The organism is Sinorhizobium meliloti (genome assembly GCF_017876815.1).
Taxonomy (GTDB): Bacteria; Pseudomonadota; Alphaproteobacteria; order Rhizobiales; family Rhizobiaceae; genus Sinorhizobium; species Sinorhizobium meliloti.
Genome location: NZ_JAGIOS010000001.1, coordinates 101264 through 115644, shown reverse-complemented (window position 1 = coordinate 115644; position 14381 = coordinate 101264). Strand labels below are relative to the sequence as shown.

Annotated in this window: 17 protein-coding genes; 11 read left to right on the top strand and 6 right to left on the bottom strand. The window is 62.6% G+C overall.

What is annotated here, in order from left to right; translation table 11 throughout:
• The first annotated feature begins 2 nt into the window (after positions 1–2).
• From JOH52_RS00570 to era, 8 genes are all read left to right on the top strand, one after another.
• On the top strand, positions 3–236 hold the full coding sequence (locus JOH52_RS00570; protein ID WP_010969018.1) for an AbrB/MazE/SpoVT family DNA-binding domain-containing protein: 234 nt from the start codon (positions 3–5) through the stop codon (positions 234–236).
• Positions 233–517 carry a type II toxin-antitoxin system VapC family toxin gene (locus JOH52_RS00565; RefSeq protein ID WP_010969019.1) on the top strand — a complete coding sequence of 95 codons (285 nt, stop codon included), beginning with the start codon at positions 233–235 and terminating at the stop codon, positions 515–517. The genes JOH52_RS00570 and JOH52_RS00565 overlap by 4 nt, the downstream gene beginning before the upstream one ends.
• A 131-nt stretch (positions 518–648) precedes the next feature.
• Positions 649–801: a DUF3563 family protein gene (locus JOH52_RS00560; RefSeq protein ID WP_003527290.1), complete on the top strand. Its 153-nt coding sequence runs from the start codon at positions 649–651 to the stop codon at positions 799–801.
• Positions 802–1109: 308 nt separating this feature from the next.
• Entirely contained in the window at positions 1110–1667 is a 558-nt protein-coding gene (locus JOH52_RS00555; protein ID WP_014529131.1) for a DUF2062 domain-containing protein, read from the top strand.
• Positions 1664–2083 (top strand): holo-ACP synthase, encoded by a 420-nt coding sequence (gene acpS / locus JOH52_RS00550; RefSeq protein WP_010969020.1) that lies wholly within the window; start codon positions 1664–1666, stop codon positions 2081–2083. Before JOH52_RS00555 ends, acpS begins: the two co-directional genes overlap by 4 nt.
• 159 nt (positions 2084–2242) lie before the next feature.
• A complete protein-coding gene (lepB, locus tag JOH52_RS00545) occupies positions 2243–2986 on the top strand; it encodes a signal peptidase I (protein WP_003527287.1) in 744 nt (247 codons plus the stop codon).
• Positions 2986–3702 carry a ribonuclease III gene (gene rnc / locus JOH52_RS00540; RefSeq protein WP_010969021.1) on the top strand — a complete coding sequence of 239 codons (717 nt, stop codon included), beginning with the start codon at positions 2986–2988 and terminating at the stop codon, positions 3700–3702. Before lepB ends, rnc begins: the two co-directional genes overlap by 1 nt.
• An 8-nt stretch (positions 3703–3710) precedes the next feature.
• Positions 3711–4640, top strand: a complete 930-nt coding sequence (gene era / locus JOH52_RS00535; protein WP_013844236.1) for a GTPase Era — start codon at positions 3711–3713, stop codon at positions 4638–4640.
• Positions 4641–4652: 12 nt separating this feature from the next.
• On the opposite strand, the gene arsH is transcribed toward era, so the two are convergent.
• From arsH to JOH52_RS00510, 5 genes are read right to left on the bottom strand one after another with little or no spacing between them, the layout of a single operon-like run.
• The gene (gene arsH, locus JOH52_RS00530) at positions 4653–5378 is read right to left on the bottom strand and encodes an arsenical resistance protein ArsH (protein WP_014529132.1); all 726 of its coding nucleotides are present in this window, start codon (positions 5376–5378) and stop codon (positions 4653–4655) included.
• Positions 5371–5793, bottom strand: a complete 423-nt coding sequence (gene arsC, locus JOH52_RS00525) for an arsenate reductase (glutaredoxin) (RefSeq protein ID WP_010969024.1) — start codon at positions 5791–5793, stop codon at positions 5371–5373. The genes arsH and arsC overlap by 8 nt, the downstream gene beginning before the upstream one ends.
• Entirely contained in the window at positions 5790–6491 is a 702-nt protein-coding gene (aqpS, locus tag JOH52_RS00520; RefSeq protein ID WP_017265739.1) for an aquaglyceroporin AqpS, read from the bottom strand. The genes arsC and aqpS overlap by 4 nt, the downstream gene beginning before the upstream one ends.
• The gene (locus JOH52_RS00515; protein WP_013844238.1) at positions 6491–6904 is read right to left on the bottom strand and encodes an ArsR/SmtB family transcription factor; all 414 of its coding nucleotides are present in this window, start codon (positions 6902–6904) and stop codon (positions 6491–6493) included. The genes aqpS and JOH52_RS00515 overlap by 1 nt, the downstream gene beginning before the upstream one ends.
• Before the next feature lie 57 nt (positions 6905–6961).
• Complete coding sequence (locus JOH52_RS00510; RefSeq protein WP_010969027.1) at positions 6962–7963, bottom strand: glycerophosphodiester phosphodiesterase family protein; 1002 nt, start codon at positions 7961–7963, stop codon at positions 6962–6964.
• A gap of 566 nt (positions 7964–8529) precedes the next feature.
• On the opposite strand from JOH52_RS00510, the gene cfa2 reads away from it, so the two are divergent.
• The 3 genes from cfa2 (at position 8530) to JOH52_RS00495 (ending at position 12853) form a co-directional block, all read left to right on the top strand.
• Positions 8530–9786, top strand: coding sequence for a cyclopropane-fatty-acyl-phospholipid synthase (cfa2, locus tag JOH52_RS00505; protein ID WP_010969028.1), 1257 nt, complete (start codon positions 8530–8532; stop codon positions 9784–9786).
• A gap of 205 nt (positions 9787–9991) precedes the next feature.
• A complete protein-coding gene (locus JOH52_RS00500) occupies positions 9992–12298 on the top strand; it encodes a Tex family protein (protein ID WP_010969029.1) in 2307 nt (768 codons plus the stop codon).
• Positions 12299–12538: 240 nt separating this feature from the next.
• Complete coding sequence (locus JOH52_RS00495; RefSeq protein WP_010969030.1) at positions 12539–12853, top strand: hypothetical protein; 315 nt, start codon at positions 12539–12541, stop codon at positions 12851–12853.
• An 85-nt stretch (positions 12854–12938) separates the two neighbouring features.
• Here the strand turns inward: JOH52_RS00495 and rkpK are convergent, their stop codons facing one another.
• Entirely contained in the window at positions 12939–14252 is a 1314-nt protein-coding gene (gene rkpK, locus JOH52_RS00490) for a UDP-glucose 6-dehydrogenase (RefSeq protein ID WP_010969031.1), read from the bottom strand.
• Between the last annotated feature and the right edge of the window lie 129 nt (positions 14253–14381).

Sequence of the window (14381 nt, the reverse complement as noted above, 5' to 3'; positions counted from 1 at the left end):
GAATGGCAACCACCGTTACGATCAAGGGGCAGGTCGCGATACCGAAAGCGGTGCGCGAACTGCTTGGTATCAAGCCGGGCAGCAAGGTTGACTTCCGCCGCACCGGCAGCGGCATCGTCGAAATCAGGCGGGCCGACAGCAAACCTGTCCGCAGCCGTTTCCAGAATCTGCGCGGCCATGCCGGCGAGGGCCTCAGCACGGATGACATTATGGCGCTGACGCGTGGTGATGCGTGACGCTGGTCGACACAAACGTTCTGCTTGATCTCGTTACCGATGACGCAAGCTGGGCGGGTTGGTCGATAGACCAGTTGAAAGCGGCAAGCCTACAGGGCCCGCTTCTGATCAATGACGTGATCTATGCGGAGCTCGGCGTGCGATACGAACGCATTGAAACGCTCGATTCGTTCATAGCCGAAGCCGGCCTGGAGCTGTTGGCCCTGCCCCGTGCCGCACTGTTCCTGGCCGGCAAGGTCTTTGTTCCATTCCGTGCGCGAATTCAGGCACATTGCCTTTGAAATAAGCAGATCGTCGCATCGAGCTCGACAGTCATGCGTCTTTCGCATGGCTGCCGCCGCTTCGCGGGACTGGTGGCGGTTCGGCTGGTGAACTATCTTTCGCCTCGGGAGGTGAACGAAAGGGGTTTGCCATGTTCAAGCAGTTGAAGAAAATCACCCGTGCCCTGCACATTCCGAGCGTTGAAGAGCGCGAGACCGCCTATCTGAACGGCTCCGTCGACCGGATCGACCTGGAATACCGTCAGCGTCAGATCGACCGCGGCCTTTTCCGGAAGGGCTTCTGATCGCGAATGCGGCGCGCCGGAGAGGCGCGCCACGGCTGCCGCGCCCAGTGGTAGCCTGAGCTATGCGTTCTACGAATAGCTCTCTTGCCTTATCTGTCGGTCTGGCGCCTTACGGCGCCGCGCCTCTTGTCAGATGCGCAAAGGTCGCCGTGACGTTTTGATCTGCCGCATGACTCAGTCCGTCAAGGATTGAAGGAACCACGCAGCAGCTTGCACATGGCGTGCGTGGCGCCTATCTTGCGCCCATCGAAAGGCGGACGGTCCGTCTTGCGCCGGCGGGCGGCTTTGAATGCGAACATGACGGCATAATGTTATTCAGGCGCAGAAAACCGGTCACACTCTCCGAGAGGCTTCGCGCCTTCTTCTGGCCGCGCAAGGGGCTGACGCGCGCTCCTCGCTACATTGCCCTTCGAATTCTCCGCCTGAACTCGTCTCCGCACTCGATCGCCGTCGGGGTGGCGGCGGGTGCTGCGTCGTCATTGACGCCGTTCTTCGGCCTGCACATCGTTCTCGCCGTCCTTCTCGCGTCGGCGTTTTCCGGAAATCTGATCGCGGCCGCGATTACGACGCTGCTCGCCAATCCCATTACGATACCGGTCATCCTGACGGCTTCCTATGAGGTCGGCACGATGATTACGCAGCCGCAAGCCGCTCAGGTGATCGGCGGTCAAGAGATCATGCGGATGGTCGAACATCTCGATCTTGCAAGCCTTTGGGGTCCGGTCTTCAAGCCGATGCTCATAGGCTCGCTTCCTCTTTCAGCGGCGGGTGCCTTGATATTCTACCCGCTTGCCTTTCAGACGGCCCGCCTCTTTCAGGAGCGGCGCCGGCAGGCCCGCTCGCACAAATTCGGACATCCGACATGATCATCGGTATCGGCAGCGATCTCATCGATATCAGGCGCATCGAAAACTCGCTCCAGCGCTTCGGCGAGCGTTTCGTCAACCGGTGCTTCACCGATATCGAAATCGCCAAATCCGAAGGCCGCAAAAACCGTGCGGCCTCCTATGCCAAGCGTTTCGCCGCAAAGGAGGCGTGTTCCAAGGCACTAGGCACAGGCCTGGCTCAAGGCGTGTTCTGGAAAGATATGGGCGTCGTGAACCTGCCCGGCGGGAAGCCGACGATGCAACTGACCGGCGGCGCAGCCGCGCGCCTTCAGGAAATGCTGCCGGTCGGCCACCGCGCCGCAATCCATCTGACCATCACCGACGACTTCCCGCTTGCTCAAGCTTTCGTGATTATCGAAGCACTCCCGGTTGCCCCCGCCGAGGGAACGGTTTAGAGCACTTGCCGAAAGCCCGGCCCGCGGTCGCTTGAAGCACGGTATTCCCGCGACATATAGCATCGAGTTGCGGGGCGGCGTGCGCATGAGTTCGGGCGCAGACGAACGTTGAAGCGTTAGGCTCGGGTGCCCCGGGCAGGATGACAAGGAAGACTGAGCGTGGCAGAAAAGACAGAAGCGAAGCAGAGCGGTCTCTGGGAGAACGTCAAGGTCATTATCCAGGCGCTGCTCCTCGCCGTGGTCATCCGCACCGTCTTCTTTCAGCCCTTCACGATCCCGTCCGGCTCGATGATGCCGACGCTTCTTGTCGGCGACTACATCTTCGTCAACAAGTTCGCCTACGGCTATTCGAAATACTCGCTGCCCTTCTCGCCGGACCTTTTCAGCGGCAGGATCTTTGCGAGCGAACCGGACCGGGGCGACATCGTCGTCTTCCGGTTCCCGCCCAATCCCGACATCGACTACATCAAGCGCCTCGTCGGCCTGCCGGGCGACCGCATCCAGGTCAGGAACAGCGTTCTCTACGTCAACGACAAGCCGGTCGAACGGGTGCCGGACGGCACGTTCCGCGCGGACGACCAGTACGACACGGGCGGCGATGTTCCGGTCTATCGCGAGACGATGGACAACGGCATGACCTACGACACGCTCGACCAGTTCCCGGATTCGCGCGGCGACAACACCCGTGAATTCATCGTCCCGGAAGGTCATTATTTCATGATGGGCGACAACCGGGACAACTCCGCCGACAGCCGTTTCGACGTCGGCTTCGTGCCGGCTGAAAATCTTGTCGGCCGGGCGAGCCTGATCTTCTTCTCGCTCGGCAACGACACCTCGTTCCGGCAGATCTGGAAATGGCCGGCGAACCTGCGTTACGATCGTTTGTTCAAGGTCGTCCACTGATGAAGGGCCGCTCGTTGAACACGGAGGACCGGGCGCGGCTCGAGGCCGCGATCGGTTACCGGTTCGCCGAGAAGGAACGTCTCGACCGGGCGCTGACGCATTCGAGCGCTCGCAGCGGCCGTGCGATCAACTATCAGCGGCTCGAATTCCTGGGAGACCGGGTGCTTGGGCTCTGCGTCGCGGAACTCCTGTTCCAGACCTTCACCGATGCCAACGAAGGCGAGCTCTCGGTGCGCCTGAACCAGCTCGTCAGCGCGGAGAGCTGCGCCAAGGTGGCGGATGAGCTCTCGCTGCATGAATTCATCCGTACCGGCTCGGATGTTAAGAAGATCACGGGCAAGCACATGATGAATGTGCGCGCCGATGTGGTAGAGTCGCTGATCGCCGCGATCTATCTCGATGGCGGCCTGGATGCGGCGCGACGTTTCGTGCTCGAGCATTGGACGCATCGGGCTGCAAGCGCAGACGGCGCCAGGCGGGACGCCAAGACGGAACTGCAGGAATGGGCGCATGCCAAGTTCGGTGTCGCGCCGAAATACAGGACGGATGACCGTTCCGGCCCCGATCACGATCCGCGCTTCACCGTGACGGTGGAGGTCGACGGGATCGCGCCGGAGACGGGGGTCGATCGTTCCAAGCGTGGGGCCGAGCAGGTCGCGGCCATGAAATTGCTGGAACGCGAAGGTGTGTGGCAGAAGCGCTCTGCCGGAAATTGACGGATATCATGACGGACACTCAAAAGGATACGGCCGCCGGCGCAGTGCCGACGCGCTCGGGCTTCGTGGCGCTGATCGGGGCGACGAATGCCGGCAAGTCGACACTGGTCAATCGCCTTGTCGGGGCGAAAGTGTCGATCGTCAGCCACAAGGTGCAGACGACGCGGGCGATCATCCGCGGCATTGCAATCCACGGCAGCGCGCAGATCGTCTTCATGGACACGCCCGGCATCTTCAAGCCGCGGCGCCGGCTCGACCGCGCCATGGTCACCACGGCTTGGGGCGGAGCCAAGGACGCCGATCTGATCATGCTGCTGATCGACAGCGAGCGTGGGATCAAGGGTGACGCGGAGGCGATCCTTGAAGGCCTGAAGGAGGTACATCAGCCGAAGGTCCTCGTCCTCAACAAGGTCGATCAAGTTCGCCGCGAGGATTTGCTGAAGCTTGCGGCGGCTGCGAACGACGTGGTCGCATTCGAGCGCACCTTCATGATCTCGGCGCTGACGGGTTCCGGCTGCGAAGACGTGATGGATTATCTCGCCGAGACGCTGCCGGAAGGTCCATGGTACTATCCCGAGGATCAGATCTCCGATCTGCCGATGCGCCAGCTCGCCGCCGAGATCACCCGCGAGAAGCTCTTCCTTCGGCTGCATCAGGAGCTTCCCTATGCATCTCACGTGGAAACGGAGAAATGGGAGGAGCGCAAGGACGGTTCCGTGCGCATCGAACAGGTGATCTACGTGGAACGCGACAGCCAGAAGAAGATCGCCCTCGGCAAGGGCGGCGAGGCGATCAAGGCGATCTCGACCGCCGCGCGCAAGGAAATCTCCGAAATCCTCGAGCAGCCGGTGCACCTCTTCCTGTTCGTCAAGGTGCGTGAGAACTGGGGCGACGATCCGGAGCGCTTCCGCGAAATGGGGCTCGACTTCCCGAAGTAGCGGGAAGGAACGTCAGACGCTCTTCAACGTCACGCGGTGTTCGAGCCCCGCAGCCGATTCCTTGCGCTCGCTGTAACGGTCGGTCAGGTAAGCGGAGCAGTCACGCGTCAGAAGCGTGAATTTCACCAGCTCTTCCATGACGTCGACGACGCGATCGTAATAGCTCGACGGCTTCATGCGGCCGTTCGCATCGAATTCCTGGAACGCCTTGGCGACGGATGACTGGTTCGGAATCGTGATCATGCGCATCCAACGGCCGAGAATGCGCATCTGGTTCACCGCATTGAAGCTCTGCGAGCCTCCCGAAACCTGCATCACGGCAAGCGTCTTTCCTTGAGTCGGCCGGATGGAGCCGGTGGAAAGCGGGATCCAGTCGATCTGAGCCTTCATGATCCCGGTCATCGCGCCGTGCCGCTCCGGGCTCACCCATACCTGTCCTTCGGACCAGATCGACAATTCGCGCAGTTCCTGCACCTTGGGGTGGCTCACCGGCGCCGCGTCGGGAAGCGGCAGACCGGATGGATCGAAGACCTTCACTTCCGCGCCGAAAAATTCGAGCAGACGCCGGGCCTCCTCGGCCAAAAGGCGGCTGTAGGATACGGTCCGCAGCGACCCGTAGAGGATCAGGATGCGTGGCCTGTGGGTCGAAAAGGCCGGGCGCAGGCTGGCGCTATCCGGCAGCCGCAGCTGTTGCAGGTTCGCGGCAGGCAGGTCATGGCTCGAATCGTCGTCAGACAATGCGCTTGCCTCCGGCGTCGAGGACGGCTTCGCCGTCCTCCTTGGAAAACGGACCCTTGTGGGTGTCGGGCAGAATGTCGAGCACGACCTCGGAAGGCCGGCAAAGTCGTGTGCCGAGCGGCGCCACGACGAAGGGACGATTGATGAGAATCGGATGCTCGAGCATCGCATCGAGCAGTTCCTCGTCGCTCCGCGACGGGTCTCCGAGGCCGAGTTCGGCGAAGGGTGTGCCTTTTTCGCGGATCGCCTGGCGCACCGTCAGCCCGGCGGCGGCTATCATCGCCTCAAGCTCGGCGCGTGAAGGAGGGTTCTTCAGATATTCGACGACGGTCGGCTCGATGCCGGCATTGCGTATCATGGCCAGCGTGTTGCGCGAGGTGCCGCAAGCCGGATTATGGTAGATGGTGACGGTCATGGAGCGGTCTCCGGGGAGGTTTGACGAATGATGGGTCGGGCGGGCTGCAAGAGCCATCGCATCAGCGCGAGCGCGCAGACGGCCCCGAGCAGTTCGGCGATCACGAACCCCGGCAGGTCGCCCGGGCGGATGCCGGAAAAGGTGTTTGTGAACGACCGCGCCAGTGCCACGGCGGGATTGGCGAAGGACGTGGATGCGGTGAACCAGTAGGCGGCAGTGATGTAGAGACCCACGAGCCAGGGCACGGCCTCGCGGTGGAAACGGATGCCGGCAAGTATGGTGGCGACGAGTCCAAAGGCCGCGACTCCCTCGGAGAGCCACTGCGCCGGACCGGTGCGCACCTTCATGGACATGTCGAGCGGCGGAAGATCGAACATCAGGTGGGCGAGGGCAGTCCCGGCAATCGCGCCGGCCACTTGCGCGATGACATAGGTGGCGCAGTCCCGTCGCGTAAGTCTGCCGGAAAGGGCGAAGACAAGCGACACCGCCGGATTGAAATGCGCTCCTGACAGCGGGCCGAGAATGGTGACCAGGACGACGAGGATTGCGCCGGTGGCGATCGTGTTGGCAACGAGCGCCAGGGCGTCGTCGGCGGTAAGCGCATCGGCCATGATCCCCGACCCGACGACCGCCGCGACGAGAAGGCCGGTGCCGAGCGCTTCTGCAACACAGCGCCGTGTCAGGTCGAACTCCTGCATCAATTCTTCCGATCCGCGGCTTCGCCGTCCATTCCGCCGCCTTCGGAGCGATGGCTGCGGGATGCCGGTCTGTCCATTGGCGAACAGCATGGCGTGAGATCTGCAACGAGCGGCGCGCAAACGTCCGGATGTCCGGCGCAGCAGTCCTTGAGCAGAAAGCTCACGACGTGGCGCAATCCGTCGAGGTCGGCGCGGTAGATGATCGACCGGCTCTGCCGGCGCGTTGTCACCAGCCCTGCGCGCTGCAACTGCGCGAGGTGGGTGGACATGGTGTTGTGCGGAACGTTCAGAAGCCGCGCGATCTCCCCTGCCGGCAGTCCGTCCGGTTCATGCTTGACCAGGAACCGGAAAGCGTCGAGCCGCGTCGGCTGAGCGAGAGCGGCGAAGGCGGCGATAGTGTCAACTGTGTCCATTTGTCGAGATATATCGACATGTGGTGACCCACGCAAGAGAAAGGTTGCGCTCTTCTGCTACTGCCGATTGGCCTGATCGGTCGCTGCGCCGGGGCGCTTGCCGAGAAGGGGAGCGATTGTTTCCGCCTTGTTGGTCCATACGTAGCCGGAGAAGCCCTCGGGAACGAAGGCGAGATCATCGGTGCTGTCGATGCCGGAGGTGAAATCGCCGCCGCTGTAAGGGCCAAGCAGGATGATTTCGCTGCCGGCGGCCTGCATGCGGGCCGCGAACCGGTCGGGCCAGCCCCACAGAAACCTTGCATAATTACCGGGCACGATGATCAGCGTATCGCGACAGGCGTCCGGTACGATGCCGGTCCAGCCATAGGCGGCGTAGCGGCCAAGGCAGGCGATCGTGGATTGTCGATCATAGCCTCTGAGCCCCGGAACCAGCCGGAGCGTTTCCTGCGTCGGAGCAGTGCCGCCATAGACGCCGAACACCTGTTTGCGCCATTCCGGGTGGAACCGGAGCAGGACGGCGAGGGTCGCTCCTTCCTCCCGCCGCTCGCTCTTGAAATTGATCAGGAAGCGGCCCTCGGGCAGGGCCTTGAAAACTTCCGTCAGCGTCGGCATCTGGCCGGCCCCCTGGCCGCGGAAGGGGAAGGACTTGCCGCCGTCGGCCGTATAGCCGTAGCCGATGTCCAGTGTCTTCAGCTCGGACATCGGGGTTTCCTGGGTGACGCCGCTCCCATCCGTCCGGCAGTCGAGCGTCCAGTCGTGAAACACGGCAAACTGGCGATCCGGTGTCAGGTGGACGTCGAGCTCGACGACGTCCGCGCCGCTCTCCATCGCCGCGCGCATCGAGGCAATCGTATTTTCGAGATAGCTGTGGCGCGGCGTTTCGATGCGCTCGGCGGTGCAGGTGTCGTTGTCGAGACCTTCCGAGTGAAAAACCTGGTGGATGCCGCGATGGGCGAGGATCTTTGCATTGCCGGAGGGGGGCGGCGCCAGAAGCGACGTATTGAGAAGCCAGACGATGGCGATGACGACGACGAGCGCAACCGCTGCGATCTTCTTCATCGTGTATCCTCCTCTCGCGACGGGCTTGCCGCGACAATGTGGCGTGACGATGTTACCGGTAGGTATACGAGTGTTACAAGGGATCGGCACCGCTCTGTCACCCGGCGCATGATCGGCCGGCCACCACGAATCGCAGGTAGGCGCTCGGAAGCGGTCCTGCAACACCCGTCTCGAAAGGGGGAGAAAGATAGCCTCGATGCACCGGCCGGCCCCACGCGCACGGTCTTGCCTCGGTGCTTTCGAATTTGCTAAGCAAACAAATCTTTGAGGGGCCACAAAAAAGCCCCATTGAATAACCGCCGAACACAGCTAAGTTAATGGAAGTTCTGATGGATAGGAGCCCGATGGGCTGGCCTGACGAATTCCCGCAGCTGGTCCTTGCCTCGCTTCGCGAGGACTCGCCGGAAACCGTGAGGTCGCGCTCGAGCCGGTTTCTCGCCGCTTCCGGATGTGGCCGCGCGCTTCCAGGCACAGCTGCCGCATTTCTGCCCTGAAGCCGACCAGCCGCTCACCCGCTCCCCCGTGAAGGAACCGATGGTCCGTTTAGGTCTGAGCTGAGGTAGGATATGAATGCGGGATTGTTGAATCTACTTCGCCGGCTTGTCGAGAAAGGCAAGCTGACGGTCGTTTTCTCGTCGGGTGAAAAGGTGGTTCTGGGCGATGGCACGGGCAAGCCCGCGGCCATCCGTTTCGCTGATGCAGGAGCGGAAAAAGCCGTCCTTCACGACCCAGGGCTGAAATTCGGCGAAATGTACATGGACGGTCGCGTTCTCGTGGAGGAGGGCGATATTTTCGACGTGCTGGCCATCGTCAAGAGCAATGATCTCGACAAGGCGGCAACCTTCACCAATTCGATCGTCGCGCTGGGACACATATTTCGCCAGCAGATGAAGAGCCGGCTGCCGGTAAACCGTAACCGCTACAACGTCGCCCACCATTACGATCTGGACGGCAAGCTCTTCAATCTCTTCCTCGATGAGGACTGGCAATATTCCTGTGCCTATTTCCATCCGCCGGGTATCTCGCTCGACGAGGCGCAGCGCGCCAAGAAGCGGCACATAGCGGCAAAGCTGCTGCTCGAGCCCGGTCAGAAGGTACTGGAAGTGGGTTCCGGCTGGGGCGGCATGGCGATGTACCTCGCCGAATCGTCGGGGGTCGAAGTCACGGGCATCACGCTCAGCGAAGAGCAGTTGAAGGTCTCGCGCGAGCGTGCCGCCAGGCGCGGACTTTCCGACCGGGTGCGTTTCGAATTGCAGGACTATCGCACCATGCAGGGAAGGCAATTCGACCGCATCGTCTCCGTCGGCATGTTCGAACATGTCGGTATCGGAAATTACGGCAATTTCTTCCGCAAGATGAAGGAACTCCTGAACCCCGACGGAGTGATGCTGCTGCATTCGATCGGCCAGATCTACAAACCCTGGGCGACCAACCCATGGATCGAGAAGTATATCTTTCCCGGCGGCTACATTCCCGCCCTGTCGGAGGTATTGCCACGGGTCGAGAGCAACCGCCTGCTCGTCAAGGACATCGAGATTCTGCCGCTGCATTACGCCTGGACGCTCAGGGCCTGGCGCGAGCGGTTCCTGGCGCAGCGGGAGGAGGCGGTCAGGCTCTATGACGAGCGCTTTTTCCGCATGTGGGAGTTCTATCTCGCCGCCTCGGAAACGGCCTTTCTCTACGACAAGCACTTCGTCTTCCAGCTCCAGCTCTCGCCCTCACTCGCGACGGTGCCCGTGTCGCGCGACTATATCGCCATCAAGGAGCGCGAATTGCTGGAATTCGAAAAAACCCGCGAACGGCTGGAACTCGTCGCGGTCTGACGGGCGGGCGAAAGGCCCCTCATCCACCTGCCGGCACCTCGCCCCAAATGCGGGGCGAGGGACGTGTGGCGAGCGCCCGCTCGCTGACACGGCGGCACCGTCTCATGATCTTCTGTGGAGTTCGCCCGGGCGGCCACCGGCCTTCACTTGGCCTTGATGGTCTGCGCCAGTACGGTCCGGCCGAAACAGGAAACGGAACGATAGAATGGTCACGACCGCAAAGCCCATCGCCGCCATCATCGCCAGCGAAATCAAGGCGACCGCCGCCCAGGTCGCGGCGGCCGTCGAATTGCTGGATGGCGGGGCAACCGTGCCTTTCATCGCCCGCTACCGAAAGGAGGTCACCGGCGGCCTCGACGATACGCAACTGCGCGTCCTGTCGGAGCGGCTCACCTATCTGCGTGAGCTTGAAGCGCGGCGGGCGTCGATCGTCGATTCGATCCGCAGCCAGGGCAAGATGACCGACGAGCTCGAAGGCAAGATCGCCGGCGCGGTTACCAAGGCCGAACTCGAAGACATCTACCTGCCCTACAAGCCGAAGCGCCGCACCAAGGCGGAAATCGCGCGCGAACGTGGTCTGGGTGCACTGGCCGAAGCAATCCTTTCCGATCGATCGGTCGCGCCGGCCGAACGCGCGGCCGCTTTCCTCACCGCCGATGTGCCGGACGTCAAGACCGCACTCGACGGCGCCCGCGATATCATTGCCGAAGCCATGAGCGAGAACGCCGACCTTCTCGGGCGGTTGCGGAACCACATGCGGGAGGTAGCCTTCCTGCGCGCCCGGGTCGTGGACGGCAAGCAGGAGTCCGGCGCCAAATTCTCGGACTATTTCGACCATTCCGAGCGCTGGGCGACGGTGGCCGGGCACCGCGCATTGGCGATGCTGCGCGGCTGGAACGAAGAGGTCCTCTCGGTCGATATCGTAGTCGATCAGGAGGCGTCGCCTTCGCTGAGGCCGACCGAGCGCATGATCGCGGCGGCGTACAATGTCGGCGATCGGTTACCCGCCGACCGGTGGCTGCTGGAGGTGATCGGCTGGACGTGGCGCGTCAAACTCTCGCTCTCGCTGTCGCTGGACCTGATGCGCGAGCTGCGCGAGCGGGCCGAAGAAGAGGCCATCCGCGTCTTCGCGCGCAATCTCAAGGACCTGCTGCTCGCGGCACCGGCGGGCTCGCGCGCGACGATGGGCCTCGACCCCGGCATCCGAACCGGCGTCAAGGTCGCGGTCGTCGACGGCACCGGCAAGCTGCTCGACACCGCCACGGTCTATCCCTTTCCGCCGAAGAACGACATCCGCGGTACCCAGGCGGAGCTTGCGGCGCTCGTGCGCAAGCACAAGGTGGAACTGATCGCGATCGGCAACGGTACCGGTAGCCGTGAAACGGAGAAGCTCGTCGCAGACATGCTCGCTGCCATGCCGGCGCCGAAGCCTACCAAGGTGATCGTGTCCGAGGCGGGCGCATCGGTCTATTCCGCTTCGGAGACGGCGGCCGCCGAGTTCCCGGGCCTCGACGTTTCCCTGCGGGGCGCCGTCTCGATCGCCCGCCGGCTGCAGGACCCGCTGGCCGAGCTCGTCAAGATCGAACCGAAGTCGATCGGCGTCGGCCAGTACCAGCACGACGTCGACCAGTCGAAGCTCAGCCGCTCGCTCGATGCCGTTGTCGAGGATGCGGTGAACGCCGTTGGGGTCGATCTCAACACCGCCTCGGCGCCGCTCCTGGCGCGTGTCTCGGGGCTGGGCAAGTCCTCGGCCGAGGCAATCGTCGCGCACCGGGATGCGATGGGGGCCTTCGCCAGCCGCAAGGAACTTTTGAAAGTGCCGCGTCTCGGCGCGCGCACCTTCGAGCAGTGCGCCGGCTTCCTGCGGATACCGAACGGGTCCGAGCCGCTCGATGCGTCGGCCGTACATCCGGAGGCCTATGGCGTCGCCAAGAAGATCGTTGCAGCCTGCGGCCGGGACGTGCGCTCGCTGATGGCAGATAGCGCCGAGCTGAAAAAACTCGACCCGCGCATTTTCGTCGACGAGCGCTTCGGCCTGCCGACGGTCAAGGACATCCTGGCCGAACTCGAGAAACCGGGCCGCGATCCGCGCCCGAGCTTCAAGACGGCGACCTTTGCGGAAGGCGTGGACGACATCAAGGATCTGAAAGTCGGGATGCGGCTCGAGGGCACGGTGACCAATGTCGCAGCGTTCGGCGCCTTCGTCGATATCGGCGTGCACCAGGACGGCCTCGTCCACGTGTCGCAACTGGCCGACCGCTTCGTCAAGGATCCGCATGAGGTCGTCAAGGCGGGTGACGTCGTGCAGGTCCGCGTCACGGAGGTCGATGTCGCGCGCAAGCGCATCGGGCTTTCCATGCGCAAGGAAGGCGGCACCGATACGCCCCGCGAGGCGAGGGGGGCGGCACCGAAGGGCGGAAACCGGGGCGGGTCGGCCCGGTCGCAAACACCGCAGGAGCCGGCGCAAGGCGCGTTCGGCGCGGCGCTGATGGCGGCGATGAAGAAAAAATGAGAGCGGCCGATGGAACGGCCCGCATGGAAGGATCGTTACCCGGGCATCGATGCTGGTGTGACGGTTCAGGTTACGTTCTATAATTTAGCCAATTGAGATGTAATCCGCTTCCGTCACACTTTTCAGATGGCGACATCGCTTCGTCGCGTGAAGGTGTCGACCATCGAATGCCGGTATACGGCGGAACAGGTCAGCGGAAATCCTCTTCCGCCGGGACTTCCCGGCGAAAGGAGGTGCGTCATGGTACGCAATGTGGTCCGCGGCCTCTCTCTTGCCGTCCTTCTGACGGCGGCAGTAACGGCCTACCCCCATACGGCAGACTCACAGGCCGTTGTGAATTGCGCTGAGCGATCGCAGGTCATCGAGCTGCTTACTCGACAATATGAAGAAAAGCAGGCCGCCGTCGGGCAGATCAACCCGCAGGCGGTCATGGAACTCTATGCAGCCGACGGAGGCAGTTGGACATTGATCGTGACCGATGTTTCCGGGCGAAGCTGCGTCATTTTTGCCGGAAAAAGCTGGGAGCAGGTCGTCCAGGTCGGCCCGAAGGCCTGACCGCCAGCCTCCTGCGCGAGGCGCGCAGAGGGAAGCCCGTGCAGCTTCCCTCTGCTGGCCAATCAATGCGACGGTGCGTTGCCGGTCAGTCCGGCCTGCCGATGCTTGCATAGCGGAAGCCGTGCTTTGCGACTTCGTCCTTGCGATAGATATTGCGCAAATCGACGAGCAGGGGCGTCTTCATGGTAGACTTCAAACGGTCGAAATCCAGCGCCCGGAATTCGTTCCACTCGGTGATGATCACCAGAGCGTCCGCCTCTGCCGCCGCTTCATAGGGATCGCGCGCGCAGTCCAGCCCCTCTATCAGCTTGCGCGCGTTTTCCATTCCTTCCGGGTCGTAGCCGGTGACCCGGGCGCCTGCGTCCTGCAGCGCCTGAACGACCGCGATCGCGGGGCTGTCGCGCATGTCGTCGGTATTCGGCTTGAAGGTCAGGCCGAGGACCGCGATCTTGGACCCGCGGATATCGCCGCCGGCCGCCGCGATCACCTTGCGTCCCATCGCCCGCTTGCGGTTGTCGTTGACGGCGACCGTGGTTTCGACGAGCCGCACGGGGGTGTCGTGGTCCTGCGCGGTCTTGACCAGCGCCAATGTGTCCTTGGGGAAGCAGGAGCCGCCATATCCCGGCCCGGCATGCAGGAACTTCGACCCGATGCGGCCGTCCAGCCCGATGCCGCGGGCGACGTCCTGCACATTGGCACCGACTTTCTCGCACAGATCGGCAATCTCGTTGATGAAGGTGATCTTCATCGCCAGGAAGGCGTTGCCGGCATATTTGATCAGTTCCGAAGTGCGGCGTGTCGTGAACACGAGCGGCGACTGGTTGAGATAGAGCGGCCTATAGACTTCCGTCATCACCTCTCGCGCGCGACCGTCGCTGCCGTCGACCCCGATGACGATCCGGTCGGGCCGTTTGAAATCCTCGATCGCGGCACCTTCCCGCAGGAATTCCGGGTTGGAGACGACGGTGACGTCAGCCGCGGGATTGGTCTCGCGGATGATGCGCTCGACCTCGTCTCCGGTACCGACCGGAACCGTCGACTTGGTCACCACGACGGTGAAGCCCTGAAGGTTGGCGGCGATTTCGCGTGCAGCTGCGTAAACATAGGAAAGATCCGCATGCCCGTCACCGCGCCGTGACGGCGTTCCGACGGCAATGAAAACCACGTCGCTGGCGGCCACGGCGGTCTTGAGATCGTCGGTGAAGTTCAGGCGCCCGGACGCGACGTTGCTGGCGACGAGATGGTCCAGCCCGGGTTCGAAAATCGGAATCTGACCCTTCTTCAGCGCCGAGATCTTGCCTTCGTCCTTGTCGACGCAGACGACGTCATGGCCGAAATCCGCAAAGCACACACCGGAAACAAGGCCGACATAGCCGGCACCGATCATCGTGATTTTCATCCGCTCTTCCTTTGATTGTTCTTGGAACGCTGATCAATTAAGTTTTATCTAATAAAAGGATGTCATCGAGAAAAAAGTAAAGAAAAACCGAATTGCAATTGGGTGCGGAAGCACGCGCTTCGCACAAAT